17 protein-coding genes are annotated in these 14,692 nt (G+C 66.7%); 6 read left to right on the top strand and 11 right to left on the bottom strand.

Annotated elements, in window-relative coordinates:
- The first annotated feature begins 555 nt into the window (after positions 1-555).
- Genes NM1_RS11745 through NM1_RS11755 form a run of 3 tightly spaced genes read left to right on the top strand, consistent with a single transcriptional unit; the run spans position 556 to position 3,337 of the window.
- A complete protein-coding gene (locus NM1_RS11745) occupies positions 556-1,407 on the top strand; it encodes an ABC transporter ATP-binding protein (protein WP_068018116.1) in 852 nt (283 codons plus the stop codon).
- A complete protein-coding gene (locus NM1_RS11750) occupies positions 1,397-2,284 on the top strand; it encodes an ABC transporter permease (protein WP_084519438.1) in 888 nt (295 codons plus the stop codon). The genes NM1_RS11745 and NM1_RS11750 overlap by 11 nt, the downstream gene beginning before the upstream one ends.
- 3 nt (positions 2,285-2,287) lie before the next feature.
- Positions 2,288-3,337 carry an ABC transporter substrate-binding protein gene (locus NM1_RS11755; protein WP_068018120.1) on the top strand — a complete coding sequence of 350 codons (1,050 nt, stop codon included), beginning with the start codon at positions 2,288-2,290 and terminating at the stop codon, positions 3,335-3,337.
- 225 nt (positions 3,338-3,562) lie between these two features.
- Here NM1_RS11755 and asnB read toward each other — a convergent pair whose 3' ends face one another.
- A complete protein-coding gene (gene asnB / locus NM1_RS11760; RefSeq protein WP_068018123.1) occupies positions 3,563-5,407 on the bottom strand; it encodes an asparagine synthase (glutamine-hydrolyzing) in 1,845 nt (614 codons plus the stop codon).
- Between the two features lie 70 nt (positions 5,408-5,477).
- On the opposite strand from asnB, the gene NM1_RS11765 reads away from it, so the two are divergent.
- Positions 5,478-6,074 carry a TetR/AcrR family transcriptional regulator gene (locus tag NM1_RS11765; RefSeq protein WP_068018126.1) on the top strand — a complete coding sequence of 199 codons (597 nt, stop codon included), beginning with the start codon at positions 5,478-5,480 and terminating at the stop codon, positions 6,072-6,074.
- A 43-nt stretch (positions 6,075-6,117) separates the two neighbouring features.
- Here NM1_RS11765 and NM1_RS11770 read toward each other — a convergent pair whose 3' ends face one another.
- From NM1_RS11770 to NM1_RS11785, 4 genes are all read right to left on the bottom strand, one after another.
- Complete coding sequence (locus NM1_RS11770) at positions 6,118-7,863, bottom strand: phytoene desaturase family protein (protein ID WP_068018129.1); 1,746 nt, start codon at positions 7,861-7,863, stop codon at positions 6,118-6,120.
- Positions 7,864-8,010: 147 nt separating this feature from the next.
- Positions 8,011-8,208: a hypothetical protein gene (locus NM1_RS11775; protein ID WP_068018131.1), complete on the bottom strand. Its 198-nt coding sequence runs from the start codon at positions 8,206-8,208 to the stop codon at positions 8,011-8,013.
- The gene (locus NM1_RS11780) at positions 8,205-8,462 is read right to left on the bottom strand and encodes a hypothetical protein (RefSeq protein WP_068018133.1); all 258 of its coding nucleotides are present in this window, start codon (positions 8,460-8,462) and stop codon (positions 8,205-8,207) included. Before NM1_RS11780 ends, NM1_RS11775 begins: the two co-directional genes overlap by 4 nt.
- Positions 8,463-8,470: 8 nt before the next feature.
- Positions 8,471-8,704: a hypothetical protein gene (locus tag NM1_RS11785; protein WP_147288995.1), complete on the bottom strand. Its 234-nt coding sequence runs from the start codon at positions 8,702-8,704 to the stop codon at positions 8,471-8,473.
- Positions 8,705-9,047: 343 nt separating this feature from the next.
- Here NM1_RS11785 and NM1_RS11790 point away from each other — a divergent pair, with 343 nt between their 5' ends.
- On the top strand, positions 9,048-9,941 hold the full coding sequence (locus NM1_RS11790) for a helix-turn-helix domain-containing protein (RefSeq protein ID WP_068018138.1): 894 nt from the start codon (positions 9,048-9,050) through the stop codon (positions 9,939-9,941).
- A complete protein-coding gene (locus NM1_RS11795) occupies positions 9,938-10,150 on the top strand; it encodes a DUF397 domain-containing protein (RefSeq protein ID WP_068018142.1) in 213 nt (70 codons plus the stop codon). The genes NM1_RS11790 and NM1_RS11795 overlap by 4 nt, the downstream gene beginning before the upstream one ends.
- Positions 10,151-10,310: 160 nt before the next feature.
- Here the strand turns inward: NM1_RS11795 and NM1_RS11800 are convergent, their stop codons facing one another.
- From NM1_RS11800 to rarD, 6 genes are all read right to left on the bottom strand, one after another.
- Positions 10,311-10,742 (bottom strand): hypothetical protein, encoded by a 432-nt coding sequence (locus tag NM1_RS11800; protein ID WP_068018145.1) that lies wholly within the window; start codon positions 10,740-10,742, stop codon positions 10,311-10,313.
- A gap of 170 nt (positions 10,743-10,912) precedes the next feature.
- The gene (locus NM1_RS11805; RefSeq protein WP_068018147.1) at positions 10,913-12,172 is read right to left on the bottom strand and encodes a cytochrome P450; all 1,260 of its coding nucleotides are present in this window, start codon (positions 12,170-12,172) and stop codon (positions 10,913-10,915) included.
- Between the two features lie 28 nt (positions 12,173-12,200).
- Positions 12,201-12,683 carry a MerR family transcriptional regulator gene (locus NM1_RS11810; RefSeq protein ID WP_068018150.1) on the bottom strand — a complete coding sequence of 161 codons (483 nt, stop codon included), beginning with the start codon at positions 12,681-12,683 and terminating at the stop codon, positions 12,201-12,203.
- An 8-nt stretch (positions 12,684-12,691) separates the two neighbouring features.
- A complete protein-coding gene (locus NM1_RS11815) occupies positions 12,692-13,087 on the bottom strand; it encodes a VOC family protein (RefSeq protein ID WP_068018154.1) in 396 nt (131 codons plus the stop codon).
- A gap of 126 nt (positions 13,088-13,213) precedes the next feature.
- Positions 13,214-13,429 carry a hypothetical protein gene (locus NM1_RS11820; protein WP_147288996.1) on the bottom strand — a complete coding sequence of 72 codons (216 nt, stop codon included), beginning with the start codon at positions 13,427-13,429 and terminating at the stop codon, positions 13,214-13,216.
- A 103-nt stretch (positions 13,430-13,532) separates the two neighbouring features.
- Positions 13,533-14,462, bottom strand: a complete 930-nt coding sequence (rarD, locus tag NM1_RS11825; protein WP_373864036.1) for an EamA family transporter RarD — start codon at positions 14,460-14,462, stop codon at positions 13,533-13,535.
- Positions 14,463-14,692 lie beyond the last annotated feature (230 nt).

Below are 14,692 nucleotides of genomic sequence, written 5' to 3' on the forward strand. Positions count from 1 at the left end.
GGATTGCACGCCATGTGCCACCCCTTTCGCGCACCCCGCATTCGTCCTCGCATCCGCTGCAGCGGGTGCAAGAACACGCCACGGGTGCGGGAAACACAGCACCCCAGCGCAATGCGACGCAGGAGCGAGCCGACCAGGAACCAACCCCGGGCAAAGCGTCTCCGTACCCTCCAACCCCGCCACCTTGCCAACCCCGGCCGCGCAGCGATAGCCAAGCAACTACACCTGGGAGGTTTTCGGCGCGTCTCGAGTTTCAGGCGCCGCTGCGAAGCGACGAAGGAGCCAGCAGCGGCGCCTGAAACTCGAGACTCCGGGCGCCGAAAACCCGCCGGAGCGAAGCGGAGGCCAAAAACCCAGCGTCGGCCTACCGAGACGTACTCCTTCAACTTCGCCGCGACGAGGGAACACCCACCCGCCCCTGCACAAAATGAGCAGAACGCCCGTATTGCAGCTTGCGCCGGTTGTGCGCACAACCCGGTCTCATGTGACCCGGCGCACTTATGGTCGGTCGGCGGTCGCACATCACACGGGCGGCCTCGAGTTCAGGAGAACCTCATGACCAACCTCATGGAGCGCCCCGACGGCGAGCCGTGTATCGAGTTCCGGGGCGCCACCAAGCGCTTCCCCGGATCCGGCGGTGGCATTCACACCGCGGTGAAAGACCTCCACTTCACCGTCGCCCCTGGCGAATTCGTCGCGGTGGTCGGTCCGACCGGCTGCGGCAAGTCGACCACACTGTCGCTGGTATCGGGCCTGGAGAAGACCTCGGCCGGGCGAACCCTGGTGCGCGGCAAGGATGTCGACGGCATCCCGGACGGCATCGGCTACATGTTCCAGCAGGACGCGGTGCTGCCGTGGCGGACCGTGCTCGACAATGTGGCGCTCGGTCCGCGGTTCCAGGGTGCGTCGAAATCTCGTGCGCGCGAACGCGCCGCGGAGTGGGTGCGCAAGGTCGGGCTGGCCGGATTCGAGAAGTACTACCCGCATCAGCTGTCCGGCGGCATGCGCAAGCGCGTCGCGCTGGCGCAGACGCTGGTCAACGACCCCGAGATCCTGCTGATGGACGAGCCGTTCAGCGCGCTGGACGTGCAGACCCGCCAGCTGATGCAGGACGAACTGCTGCGGGTGTGGGCCGGCAACGGCGGCCGTCGTGACGGGCACAGCGCCGCGGTCATTTTCGTCACCCACGACCTGGAGGAAGCCATCGTGCTCGCCGACCGAGTGGTGGTGATGACCGCGAGTCCCGCCACCGTCTGCGGCGACTTCCGCGTCACCCTGGACCGCCCGCGCGACGTGGAGGAGGTCCGCCTCACCGACGAATTCCGCCGACTGTACAGCGAGATCTGGGGCACGCTGCGCGACCAGGTCGACGCCGCCCGCGCGAAGGGAGCCGACCGTGTCGCCTAGCACCATCGACCAGATCCCCACCGACGCACCGGAGGTCGAGGCCGAGACCGAGGAGCAGATCCTGGCTCGCGCCCGCGGCCATGCCCGCCGGTCGCGGCTGCGCACGTGGGGCCTGCGGATCGCGCTGATCGCCCTGTGGCTGGGCTCCTGGGAGCTGACCGCCTCGCTGTGGATCGACCCGTTCTTCTATTCGAAGCCGTCGCTGATCTGGCAGCGCATCGTCGAATGGTTCACCGAGGGAACGCAGTTCGGCTCGATCTGGCTGCAGATCTTCACCACGGTCGAGGAGGCGGTACTCGGCTTCGCCATCGGCACGGTCGCCGGTGTCGTGCTGGGCGTGCTGCTCGGCCGCAGCCGTTACTGGGCCGAGGTGCTGGCGCCGTTCATCAAGGCGCTCAACGCCGTTCCGCGCATCGTGCTGGCCTCGCTGTTCATCATCTGGTTCGGCCTGGGCCTGGAGTCCAAGGTCGCCACCGTGGTGGTGCTGACCTTCTTCGCGGTGTTCTTCAACGCCTTCACCGGCGCCCGCGAGGTGGACGGCAATGTCATCAACAACGCCCGCATCCTGGGTGCCAGCCGCTGGCAGGTGCTGTCGCAGATCGTGCTGCCCAGCGCGACCACCTGGATCCTGTCCAGCCTGCACACCGCCTTCGGCTTCGCCCTGATCGGCGCGGTGGTCGGCGAATACGCCGGCGCCAGCAAGGGTCTGGGCCTGCTGATCTCCAATGCGCAGGGCACGTTCGACGCGGCGGGCATCTACGCGGGCATGATCATCATCACGGTGGTCGCGCTGCTGGCCGAGTGGGGCATCGGATTCGCCGAGGGACGGCTGCTGAAATGGCGCCCGTCGCAGGCACAGTCGGGGCACGGGATCTGAGCCATGAAGTATCGCAAGCATATTGCCGTGGCACTGCTCGCCGTCTGCTCGCTGCTGCTGGTGACCGGCTGCCGGGATTCGCGCAAGATCCCGATGGCGGACGGGCGGCCGCAGATTACCATCATGGTCGGCGGCCTGGAGAAGGTGATCTACCTGCCCGCCATGCTCACCGAGCGGCTGGGCAACTTCGCCCGCAACGACATCGACGTGAAGCTGATGGGTGAGCAGTCCGGCGCCAGCGCCGAGACGGCGCTGCTGACCGGTGACGTGCAGGCGGTGGTCGGGTTCTACGACCACACCGTCGACCTGCAGGCCAAGGATCAGTGCCTGAAAACCGTCGTGCAGTTCGCGGACGTGCCGGGCGAGGCCGAACTGGTGTCGAAGGCACAGGCCGCGAACATCAAGTCGCCCAGCGACTTCCGTGGCAAGAAGCTGGGCGTGACCTCGCTGGGTTCGTCCACCGACTTCCTCACCCAGGCGCTGGCCGGACAGGCGGGAATGACCACGTCCGACTACGACCGCGTGAAGGTCGGTGCGGGACAGACGTTCATCGCCGGAATGAACCACGGCGGCATCGACGCGGGCATGACGACGGATCCGACGGTGGCGCAGATGGTCAAGTCCGGTGATGCCGAGGTGCTGGTGGACATGCGCACCGAGGCGGGCACCCGGGCCGCGCTGGGCGGCCTGTATCCAGCGTCGTCGCTGTACATGAAATGCGATACCGTGCAGTCGCATCCGGAGATCGTGCAGAAGCTGGCGACCGCGTTCGTCCAGACCCTGCAGTGGATCAAAGCGCATTCGCCGGAAGAGATCGCGGCGCAGATGCCCCCGCAGTACGCCGCGGCGGGCAAGGACCTCTACGTCCAGTCGATCCGCGACTCCATCGGCATGTTCAACGGCGACGGTTTGATGAAACCCGAAGGCGCCCAGAATGTCCTGAACATCCTCGGCAAGTACTCCCGCAACGTCTCCCCGAAGCGAGACAGCATCGAACTCGAGGACACCTACACCAACGAGTTCGTGCAGAAGGCGCTGGAGGGTAGGCAGTAGATCAGCGTCCGGCCAAAAGCGTGCCGGAAATAAGGAGGCAGTGCCCGACCGCATGAGGGGCGGTCGGGCACTCGCCACTCCTCCACGCCATCCCCACTCCACCCACTCCCATCCCCACTCCGCAACACCCCAACCCCACCACCACTGCACAACCGCTGCGCAGCACACCCATTTCCCGTCGTCATTCCGGCGCGCTTTTTGCCGGAATGACGACGGGACCCCCGGTCACGCCGTTGTGACCACGGGATCGTAGTGGTCCAGCCACACCACCAGGTCCAGGAATTGTTCGAGGTCGATTCGTTCGGGCAGGGTGAGGCCGTCGGTGGGGCGGTCGGTGAGTTTGGTGACGGCGGTAGTGTCGATCAGGTCGAACACTCGGTGTCCGGAATGGTCGCCGAGCACTTGGGCCGACTGTTGTTGCAGGGCGGTCAGATACGCGCTGTCCGAGGCCAGTGGGTAGTGCACCTTCTTGCGTTCCACGACGGACTGCGGCAGCAGGTCGGCGGTGGCGGCTCGCAGCAGGCTCTTCTCCCGGCCGTCGAAGGCGCGCAGCGACCAGGGGACGTTGTGCACGTATTCGATGAGCCGGTGATCGCAGAACGGCACCCTGACCTCGAGCCCCGTCGCCATGCTCATTCGGTCCTTGCGGTCGAGCATGGCCCGCAGGAATCGCGTCAGATGCAGGTAGGACAGCTGACGGATCCGGGTGTCGAGGGGCCCGTCGCCCGGCAGTGACTCGACCGGTGCGACCGCCTCCGAATACCGTTCCGCCACATAGGCATCGAGGTCGAGCGCGCGCACCAGCTCGGGCCGCAGCAACCCCGTCCGCCGCGTCAGCTCGTCCGGCATCGCCGCCATCCAGGGAAAGGTTCCGGCGTCGCGCAGCGCCGGTTCATGGAACCAGCGGTATCCGGCGAAGATCTCGTCCGCCGACTCCCCCGACAGCGCGACCGTGGAATGCTCGCGCACCGCCCGCGACAGCAGATACAGCGAAGCGTCGGAATCACCGAACCCGTAGGGCAGGTCCCGCGCGGCGACCACCGCGGCCCGCACCTCGGGCGCCGCCAGGCTCGCGGAGTCGATCACGACGCTGCTGTGCCGCGCACCGACGTGCCCGGCCACCTCCCTGGCGAACGGCGAGTCCAGCGTCGAACGCCATTCGTCCGCAACGAAATTGCGCTCCTGATCGGCGAAGTCGACGGTGAACGCCCGCACCTGCTCGCCCGTGTCCCGCAGCCGAGCCGCGGCCAGTGCGGTGACCGCCGACGAGTCCAGCCCGCCGGACAGCAGCGTGCACAACGGCACATCGGCGACCAGCTGCCGGGCGATGCTGTCCTGCAACAGGTCTCGCACGGTGTCGATAGTGGTCGGCTGATCGTCGGTGTGCTCGGCCGTCGCCAGATCCCAATAGCGCCGCTCGCGCAGCCCCGACCGGCTCACCGTCACCACCGTGCCCGGATCGACCTGCCGCATCCCTTCCCACACCGCGGTCCGCGGATCGGCGATCATCGTGAACAGCTCACGTAGCCCGTCCAGCCCGACCACCCGGCGAGCCAGCGAGTTGGCAAGGATCGCTTTGGGTTCCGAGCCGAACAGCACCCCGTCGTCCGTCTGCCACAGATACAGCGGTTTGATGCCCAGCCGGTCGCGGATCAGCACCAGCCGTTGCTCGCGGGCGTCCCAGAGCGCGAACGCGTACATGCCGATCAGCCGCTCGACCACGGCCTCGCCCCATTCCAGGTAGCCGCGCAACACGACCTCGGTGTCCGACCGGCTCCGGAAGCGGTGCCCGCGCGCCACGAGGTCCGCGCGCAGCTCGGTGAAGTTGTAGACCTCCCCCGAATACACCAGCGCCACAGCGCCGTTCGGGGTGTCGACGGTCATCGGCTGAGTGCCGCCCACGAGGTCGATGACGGCCAGGCGGCGATGCCCGAGGGCCGCGGGGCCCTCGATCCACACACCCCCGGCGTCGGGTCCGCGCTCGGCCATCGTCGCCGTCATCTTCTCGACGGTGTCGCGCTCACGAGCCAGGTCTCGGTCGAAGGATATCCATCCGGTGATTCCACACATGCCTACAGTTTGTAGTCACTCTAAAATTAATGCAACATCAATTTTGTGGCGACTGTAGTACAGTGCGGATATGGGTGACACCGAGGTCGGACTGCGCGAGCTGAAGAAGGAGCGCACCCGCCGCGCACTGCTGCGCGCGGCGTACCGCCTGTTCGAGGAGAAGGGCTACGACAAGACCACGACCGTCGAAATCGCCCGTGCCGCAGAGGTTTCGCCCGGCACGTTCTTCAATTACTTCGCCACCAAGGAGGAGCTGGTCTTCGGCGACCGGACCGGGATCATCGAGTCGGGGCTGCGGGTGCTGAGCGCGCCGAAACGCGGCGAGGTTCCGGCGGACCTGGTGCTCCGCAGTTTCGGCACGATGCTGGCGACCGAGCAGCGCGACGATCCCATCGAGGAACACGGATCGTCGCGGGCTCGCCTGCTGTTCACGGTGCCGTCGCTGTACGGGGCCATGCTGCAGCGCACCTTTGCCACCCAGGAGCGGATGGCGGCGGCGCTGCGACGCAGCTACCCGGAGGACCTGGATGACGTCCGCGCCGCCACCGTGGTCGGCGCGTTCGTCGGCGCGGCAATGGCCGCGATCCGTGCCGCCGCCGAGCGGGACGAGCCTCTGAAACCCGCGCTCATGGACGCAATTCACTTGGTAGCGGACAACTTCCGCTGACCACGCATTCAACGACCGGACGACGCGCCAGCAGATGGTCTCCTCAGTTCCGGGACCGGCTCGTGCGTCGCGCGAGTTGTTTGGCAGCGGCGAGAGGTTCCCATTCCGGAGGGTCGGCGGCGTAGTCGTGGTGGTCCCCGAGGACCGAGCCGGCGCGGATCTCCCTGTCGAGGTCGCGGTCCAGGACCGCGGCGGCGGCGTGCAGGCCGGAGAGCATGGCACTTTCGACGGCCGGTCCCCACGCGGTCCCCGCGCCGCACAGGTAGAGGCCGCCGATCTCGGTTCGCACACCGGGGCGGAACGGGCCGAACTGGGTTATCGACATTTCCAGGCCGTACGGCGTTCCACCACTGGCGCGGGTATAGCGGCTCTGGGTCAAGGGCGTGGCGGCCTCACGCCACACCACGTGGTCGGCGAGGCCCGGAATGACCTCGGCCGCACGCTGAATCATGATCTCGGTGAACGCTTCTTTCGCGCGTAGATACTCGGGATTACGCCGATAGCTGTCGTCGCCAGGTTCGGGCCAGCTGTCCAGGCCCCAGAAATCGGCTTCGGCGGGGGCCAGGGTCATCACCTCGAGGACCGTGGATCCGGCGGGCGCACCGTGTGGATTGTCGGGATCCTTGATGGTGGTCACGCTGACGTAGGCGGGCAATCGCTTGCGCGCCTGTTCGATCAGCTCGTCGCGGCTGTATCCCGGCCGGTTCTCGGCCAGGTCCTCGAACAGCGAGGTGACGTCCTCGGAGCTGGGGACGGAGTAGAAATTGGTATTGGGCATGCGGGCGCTCAGGTCGATGTCCAGGCCCAGATAGCAATTGAAGAACGGCTGCGACATCCGGAACCGTTCGACTCGCCTCGCGGTGATGCGGCGCAGGTGTTTCCGGCCGACCAGGTTCAGGTAGGTCTGTTTGATGTCGGCGTTGGACACCACTGCCGGCGCGGAGAATCTGGTGCCGTCCTCCAGCTCGACGCCGGTAACAGTCTTGTCCCGCACCAGAATTCGCCGCACGGCGGCGCGGGTGCGAATCTCGCCGCCGTGCGCGACGACGACTTCCGCCAGACGGGCCGACAGCACCTGGCCGCCACCCTTGGGGAAATACGCGCCGCTGCTGAGGAAGTTCTGCAGCATGAACGCGTGTACCGCCACCGGCGTTCGGTGCGGCGGGCTGGCATAGGTTCCGTACTGCACCGACATCGCGGCCTTGAGCCGCGAGCTGAGTTTCTGAGAATCGAGCAGATGCGTCAGCGGCCGCAGGGCCCAGCGCGCGTCCAGCCCGCACCGCAGCGCGAACGCTGCGTTGCCCAGCAATGAGGCCGGGGTGCGGCTGTGGTCGATGCTCGAGCCGATCCGCTGCAGCACACCGACCACCGCGCGAATCTGCTTCTCCTCGTTGGGAAATGCTTGGATGAGGTTGTCGCGGTAGTTATCCCAGCCGACCGGGATCTCGAGGGTGAGATCGGGGAAGACGATGGTGTCGAACCCGCCGGGATCCAGTGGAAGGAACTCGATCTTCTTGTCCAGTCCGATGCCGCGCAGCACGGTGGGAATCTGCCCTTCGGGCCCGCAGTCGCCCAGGTAGTGCACGCCGACGTCGAATTCCCACTTACCCGCGCGCCGGAACACGTGCGTGCAGCCGCCGATCACGTCGTAGGCCTCGAGTACCAGCGTCCTGCGGCCACCGGCGGCCAGGTACGCGGCGGCGGTCATACCGCCGATGCCAGAGCCGATGACGATGGCGTCGAACGCTTCGGCGTCCGGTGTTCGATGATCACTCGTAGCCACACTCATATCGACCCCTTCGTCGCCCTGACCAGGCATGCATCCACACCCGTGTAATATATGTTACCGATAGTAACGTCAACTACCGTAGGGGTGGGCACGCCTACTTGCAAGGCTCGATCCACTCGGCGGCCCGTCGTTCAGGTCGTCGGATGGCTACTCGTTCAAGTACTGTTCGATGCCGTCGAGTGTGAGCGCCGAGTAGAGGCATTCGTCGTCGTCGAGATCCAGCAGGAGCCACCGGTCGGTCGGCGTCGAGTCGCGGACCAGGCGGTAGCCGCAGCGGGTGGCGTGCGCCGACACCTCCCCGATCTCGGGTACCGGGCCGTCGTTCACCAATCGCCGCTCGGTCATCCGAGCCACCGCGTGGTGTGTGCGGCCGGGAACGAGTGCCGGGACGGGAAGAACTCGCGCCAGAAATCGTGCCGGATCGCATCCCACAATCTGCTCAGTTCCGGCAACCGCTCACGCGCCTGTGACAGGTCCGTGCCCACGGTGATCAGCGTACCGTCAATCGTATTGCGTACGTTCATGATTCCAACCCCATCCTGATCGAATCGCCACTGCGCTTCCACCCCGTCCACCGCGGTCCGGTGCATGCCGTCCATGCCGTCGCCTATCGCGGCAGCACGCGGGAGGCGACGGCGGTCCGGCCCAGATCGGTGATGCGCCACCGCGATCGCCGATGCGCCGGCGCGACCAGCGCGCGCCGCTCCAGCCAGGCGACCGCCGCGCGGGCCGCCCACCCGGTGAGCCCCGCCTGCTCGGCCAGCTGCCGAACCGTAAGCAGCCCACCGGGTTCCAGCACCGCCAGTTCCGCCGCGATGCCGGTACTCCGTCGTGTGATCATGTCCTCGACCCCGCAGGTGTCCGTGGTGTGTTCCGGGTGGCAGCCGAGACAGGCCACGCGGTCCGCACCGTGCCGAGTCGTCCGGATGGCACGGGTCCGAATCTCGGTGCAACAGCTGCGGTCTCGCCATGACCCGTCGGAGGTGGGGGCGTTCCGGTCTCCCACCGCAAACGTTTCTGTCTCGACTGCCGGACCCAGCAGACCATGCAAAACCACAGGAAGCGACCCGATTCGCGTGTCCCGAACCAATCCTGCCGAAACACCAGGAAATGGTCCGCAACCGTTGTAAAGTCCGACCCAGATCCAGGAGGGAATCCGACCCGACTTTGCAGGGGGTACGCGCATGACCGAGGACGATCAACCATCGACATTGACGAGGCGCCAACTCGGCCGCCTCTTGCGGGAGGCGCGTGAGGGCATCGGCCTCACGATCCAAAAGGCGGCGCCACTAGTCGAACTCAGCAAGTCGGCACTACAGCGGATGGAGGCGGGGGAGGTTGTGCGCATCCGCGTCCGCGATGTCCAAGCACTCTGCGAGCTCTACGAGATGTCGCCGGAGGAGACCAAGCGCGCGGTCGAGCTGGCCGAACAGGCCCAGGTGAAGAGTTGGTACACCGCGTTCGGTGGGCTGTACAGCGATTCGACTTTCAATATGTACGTCGGGCTCGAGTCGGCGGCGGAGCATCTGGTCGTCTACAACGAGATCATTCCCGGCTTGTTGCAGACGGCGGACTACGCACGCGAACTGATCAGCGCCTACTTTCAGAACAAGGATCCTGAAGACATCGCACGTCGTGTGGAGCTCCGGATGCGACGTCAGGCAATCGTCACTCGCAAAGCCGTCCCGGTGAAACTAGAAGTGCTGCTTCACGAATCCGCTCTACATCGTTTGGTCGGCGGACCCCAGGTCATGGCAACCGTGCTGCGGCACGTGGCAGAGACCAGCAAGCGCCCCAACGTCAGCCTGCGCATCCTGCCCTTCTCAGCCGGGGTCATATGGGGCTTACTGCCCGAAACCTTCTCGATCCTCCAGTTCGGCACCGACGCGAAGGGAAAACCGGTGGAGCCCCCTCTGGTCTATCTGGAAGGATCGGCAAGTACCAACGACTTGTATCTGGAGAAGCCCGACGACGTGCGGCGCTACCAGAGGCTTGTTTCGGCTATGCAGGACGCATCGCTGGATGAAACGAAATCGCGGGACCTGCTCCGGCAGGTGGCTAGGAGATACGAAGCGTGAACGTCGACTTATCCGGAGCAAGTTGGTTCAAGAGCAGCCGCAGCAGCGGCAAGACCGAGTGCGTCGAGGTGGCTTGGCTCGCCGAAGGCAAGGTCGGCGTCCGCGACTCCAAGAACCCCACCGGCCCCGCACTGATCTTCACCCCCGGCGAGTGGGACGGCTTCACCGCAGGAATGCAGGACGGCGAATTCCACCGTCCCCCTGCATAATCCACCATCCCCACAGCGCAACCCCTACCGGTCGGCAGAGCCGAGGTTCCCGCACCCCCTGTTCGTTCCCGCACGCGTTGCAGGGGCATGTAGCCGGTGCGGGAACCTGCGAGGGGTGCGTGAATCGTGGGCTCTGCCGGTCGCGGTGTTCTGTCGGCTGTCAGTAGTTGCAGCGGGGGGTGAGTTCGTTGCGGTTCAGGATGCCGCGCTCCATCACGCAGTTGTGGCAGCTGTCGTCGTACTTGATCGTCCCGTCGGACTCGACGGTGTACATGGCGTTGTCGATGAGAGAGTTACCGGTGGAGTCCACTACGGCTTCGCCGTAGTGGGCCGTACGGATCGCCGAACCGCAGTACTTGCCGGGCGCCAGGTGAGTCTTGTTCGTCGTCCCGTTGCCCGGCTCGTTCTCGCCCTCGTCCTCTTCTTCCTCTTCCCCCTCCTCCCATTGCACGATGTCGCTCGGCACGTGCTGGGTCAGATACTGGATCCCCGACAGGACCGCGCCGGGCGAGGCGGACGCCACCCCACCGCCACAGACTCCGAAGACCGCCACTATCGCGGCACCGGCGATCGCGAACCGAAGCAACCTCATGAACTGCGTTCCTTTCCGTCATCGGGAAGTTGATGCAGAGAGAGAAAGAGCCCTGGAAAACATGGGATCGAGACAGCCGGAATCGGCACGGCGAGTCTATCGGCATCTCCGAAGGTATTCACGAGACCGCTGCGCCGCGTGTCCGGAACACGGCGAGCGGGCCAGACCCGTCAGCGATCCTGTGATCGGGGCAGGATTTTGCTGAAGCGAACCGGGAGTGCTTCCGGCCCACGCAGATTCACGTGCGGCCGGTACGGCGGTGGATCCTGCATCAGGACCGGGTCGACGACTCGCTCCGCGAAACGCCGGAATACCGTCCGTCCTTCCAGGCGCGCCAGCGGTGCGCCGAGGCAGAAGTGCGGACCGCCGCCGAAAGCGAGGTGGCGGGAGTCGGGGCGACCGGGATCGAACAGGTTCGGTTCGGAGAACGCCGACGGATCGCGTTGGGCGGCGGCCAGCAGCAGATTGACCATGGCGCCTCGGGGGACGCTGTGGCCACACAATTCGGTGTCCTCCTTCAAGACTCGGGCGGTCAACTGCACCGGAGGGTCGTAGCGCAGGGTCTCCTCGACCAGGGCGGGGGCCAGTTCGGGGCGATCGCGCAGCCCGGTCAGCAGTCCAGGCCGCCGCAGCAGGGCGAGAATTCCGTTGGCGATGAGGTTCACCGTGGTCTCGTGCCCGGCGACCAGCAGCAGCACCACGGTGGAGACGAGTTCGTCGTGGCCGAGCACATCGCTTCCGTGCTCGGCGGTCGACAGCTCGGAGATGAGGTCGTCGCCGGGGTCGCGGCGGCGCGCCGCGATCAGGTCACGGATGTAGCGGTGCATGTCGGTGAGTGCGCACAGCCAGTCGGGAGCGACGCCGGCCGGGGACTGGTCCAGGTCGAAGCCGTCGATCAGCCGAATCAGGCGATCGGACCAACCGCGGAACAGCGGCTCGTCGGCGAGGGGGACGCCGAGCAGGCGACAGATCACCGTGGTCGGCAGCGGACGGGCCAATTCGGAGACGACATCCATGCTTGCCCCGCGATCGGCGACGGCGTCGAGCAGATCGTCGGCGAGCTCGATCACCGAGGACTCGAGCCGGGTCACCGTCCGCGCGGTGAAAGACTTGGAGACCAGTCGGCGCAGGCGCGTGTGATCGGGTGGATCCAGGGACAGAAACCAGGGCTGCAACACCGACGACGGCGCGTCCGGCGGCAGCAACTGCTGCAACCGTTCCCTCTCGCCGGCCCCCCGCTCGGCGCTCAGCCGCGGATCACGCAGCAACGCCTCGCAGTCGGAGAATCCGGGAACAAGGAAGGCGGACAACGACTCCAGCCAGATCGGCCCGGCCCGCTGGATGCGGGCATACAGGGGGTACGGGTCGTGCCGATTGGCCGGGTCGAGCAGTTCGCCGAGGGCGGCGGCCACGGCGCTGGTGTCTTTCATGCACCGAGCATTGCCGTTGAACCCAACTTCAAGTCAACCCATGGCGCACTGCGGATTCGGTGCGGTCGCCCCTATGCCCGGTCCGCTCCCGGATCGCCTCGATATGGCTTTGGATCAGCTCCTGAAAGACCGGGCAGCCCACGAATGAGGCTCTGGGACAATCCAACCCGTGCCGAATGATCGCCTTCGCTCGCTCGGCGAAGGCAATCTGCTCATCGAGCTCGGCCAGCTTGGGTTCCGCCAGTTCCCGCCACTGCGGACTCGGCGTCCCGCTGCCGTGATCCATGAAGCGAGCCACCTCGGCGATGGTGAACCCCGCCTGCTTCGCGATATCTATCAGGGCCAGGCGGGCGAGAATATCGGGGCCGTAGATTCGCTTCCCACCGCGGCGCGCCAGCGGCTGAATCAGCCCTTCCCGCTCGTAGAACCGCAGCGTCGAGGTGGGCAGATGCATGGCCGCGGCGACCTCGCTGATCGTCAGGCTGTGCGGGGAGGCGCCGGGAGCGGACATGATCGAGGCTACTCCGGCCAGCCCCCGTACGGGACGGTCAGCATCTCCAGGAAGTGGCCGTTGAGGTCGAGGAAGTACACCCCTCGGCCCCCGTCGTTGTGGTTGATCTCGCCTTCCTGGGCCTGGCGGGGATCCGCCCAGAAGCGCAGGCCCAGGGCCTGAATCCGCGCGAAACCCGCGTCGAATTCCTCCTCTGAGACCAGGAAGGCGTAATGCTGGGGCTGGATCTCGGCGGTACCCGGCGGGACGACCGCGAAGTCGAACGTGACTCCGTTGGCGACGGTGACCGGGATGAACGGGCCCCACTCCGCTCCGACCTCGAGGCCCAGGATATCGGCCCAGAATTCGGCGGACTTCCGGTTGTCGCGACACCCGACAATGGTGTGATTGAACTGAATGGACAAAGGATTTCTCCTGTGCTCGTGGCGATCCCGACCCCGGACCGGTACCAAGTCGGCCTACGGGAGCACCGCCACGAGACAGAACGTATCGCACCCGGACGAGTTCCGACAACTCGCCGGATTCGTCGCCTACAGGGGCAGGTTGGGTCCGGACGAGATCGACGCCGACAGCGACGACAGCAGGCACGCCAGGCTCGGCGGGTACTGCATGGTGCAGATGAGGTCGACCGATTCCGGTTGCGGCTGGGCGGGTTCGAGCGACACCGCCGACGCCGGTCCGGCCACGGCCAGCGGTGCCGCGAGGAACACACCGGCGAGGAGTGCGACGCGAATTCTCTTGCGCATCATGATCCTTTCCGAACGGCGGCCGAGGGGTGGCCACGCGTTCGCCCGGACGGTACTGCCGTCGCGAGCGCCGCCGACAGACCCGAGAACTATCGGCCCCGGATCAGTGGGCGGCACCGCGGATTTCGGCCGCGCGGCGCGCACGGCGCAGCGCATCGGCGGTGAAGACCGCCAGCGCCAGCCAGATCAGCCCGAATCCGGCCCACCGCGACGGCGGCATCGCCTCGTGCCCGACCAGCACGCCCCACGCCATTTGCAGTGCGGGAGTGAGGTATTGGAGGATTCCCATGGTCGACAGCGGCACCCGTCCGGCGGCGAAGGCGAACAGCAGCAGCGGCACCAGGGTCACCGGGCCGGTCGACATCATCAGGGCGGTATCGCCCACGCCGTCCCCGAATGCGGACTGCCCGGTCACCACGAACGCGATCGCCACCGCCAGCGCGAACGGCGCCGACATCAGCCCCTCGGCCGCGACGCTGCGCATCGGGTCGAGCCGGATCACCTTCTTCACCAGCCCGTAGGTCGCGAACGAGCAGGCCAGGACGAGCGCGATCACCGGCGGTTTGCCGTAGTCGACGGTCAGCACGATCACCGCGGTGGCGCCGAGCCCCAGCGCCACCCACTGCGGCCAGACCAGCCGCTCCCGGAAGATCGCCACCCCGAACAGCACGGTGACCAGCGGGTTGATGAAATATCCGAGGGCGCACTCCACCACGTGCCCGGACGTGACGCCGTAGACGTAGACGCCCCAGTTGAGCGCGATCGCCGCGCCCGCGACCGCGGCCAGCCGCCAGGTCCGGCCGTCGATGCCGCGCAGTTCCCGGATCCGGCCGGCCAGCAGCAGCACGATCAGCACCACGACCAGCGTCCACAGAATCCGCTGCGCCACGATCTCGACCGGATTCGCAAACTCCAGCAGGCCGAAGAACGCCGGGAACGCACCCCAGCACAGGTAGGCGCCCGCCCCGACCGCGACTCCCCAGTTGCCCACCCGCCGCACCCGGCCCGCCTCGCCGCCGGAGCCGGGGATCACTGCCGACGACGGTTTCCGAAACTGCACTGCACAGACGGTACTTCCGCCCGGTACCACTGTCGAACAGGTTCCCGGATGCCGCTCATCACTCCCCGCCCCCGACCAGGACCGTCACGTCCGGCAGAGCTGACCTGATCCCGTCGTCGCGGCCCTGGGGGCCGCGACGACGGGAATGCAAGGGACCATCGCCGCGAGGCAGGAACGCCAGGACCACCGCCGCGAGGCAGGAA

It is taken from the genome of Nocardia mexicana NBRC 108244, assembly GCF_001613165.1.
Lineage (GTDB): Bacteria > Actinomycetota > Actinomycetes > Mycobacteriales > Mycobacteriaceae > Nocardia > Nocardia mexicana.

Excerpts from the sequence above, each read along its gene's own strand:
- NM1_RS11745 (WP_068018116.1), top strand. The coding sequence starts at position 556 with ATGACCAACCTCATGGAGCGCCCCGACGGCGAGCCGTGTATCGAGTTC.
- NM1_RS11755 (WP_068018120.1), top strand. The coding sequence starts at position 2,288 with ATGAAGTATCGCAAGCATATTGCCGTGGCACTGCTCGCCGTCTGCTCG.
- asnB (WP_068018123.1), bottom strand. The coding sequence starts at position 5,407 with ATGTGTGGAATCACCGGATGGATATCCTTCGACCGAGACCTGGCTCGT.
- NM1_RS11765 (WP_068018126.1), top strand. The coding sequence starts at position 5,478 with ATGGGTGACACCGAGGTCGGACTGCGCGAGCTGAAGAAGGAGCGCACC.
- NM1_RS11770 (WP_068018129.1), bottom strand. The coding sequence starts at position 7,863 with ATGAGTGTGGCTACGAGTGATCATCGAACACCGGACGCCGAAGCGTTC.
- NM1_RS11775 (WP_068018131.1), bottom strand. The coding sequence starts at position 8,208 with ATGACCGAGCGGCGATTGGTGAACGACGGCCCGGTACCCGAGATCGGG.
- NM1_RS11780 (WP_068018133.1), bottom strand. The coding sequence starts at position 8,462 with ATGGACGGCATGCACCGGACCGCGGTGGACGGGGTGGAAGCGCAGTGG.
- NM1_RS11785 (WP_147288995.1), bottom strand. The coding sequence starts at position 8,704 with ATGATCACACGACGGAGTACCGGCATCGCGGCGGAACTGGCGGTGCTG.
- NM1_RS11790 (WP_068018138.1), top strand. The coding sequence starts at position 9,048 with ATGACCGAGGACGATCAACCATCGACATTGACGAGGCGCCAACTCGGC.
- NM1_RS11800 (WP_068018145.1), bottom strand. The coding sequence starts at position 10,742 with ATGAGGTTGCTTCGGTTCGCGATCGCCGGTGCCGCGATAGTGGCGGTC.
- NM1_RS11805 (WP_068018147.1), bottom strand. The coding sequence starts at position 12,172 with ATGAAAGACACCAGCGCCGTGGCCGCCGCCCTCGGCGAACTGCTCGAC.
- NM1_RS11810 (WP_068018150.1), bottom strand. The coding sequence starts at position 12,683 with ATGTCCGCTCCCGGCGCCTCCCCGCACAGCCTGACGATCAGCGAGGTC.
- NM1_RS11820 (WP_147288996.1), bottom strand. The coding sequence starts at position 13,429 with ATGCGCAAGAGAATTCGCGTCGCACTCCTCGCCGGTGTGTTCCTCGCG.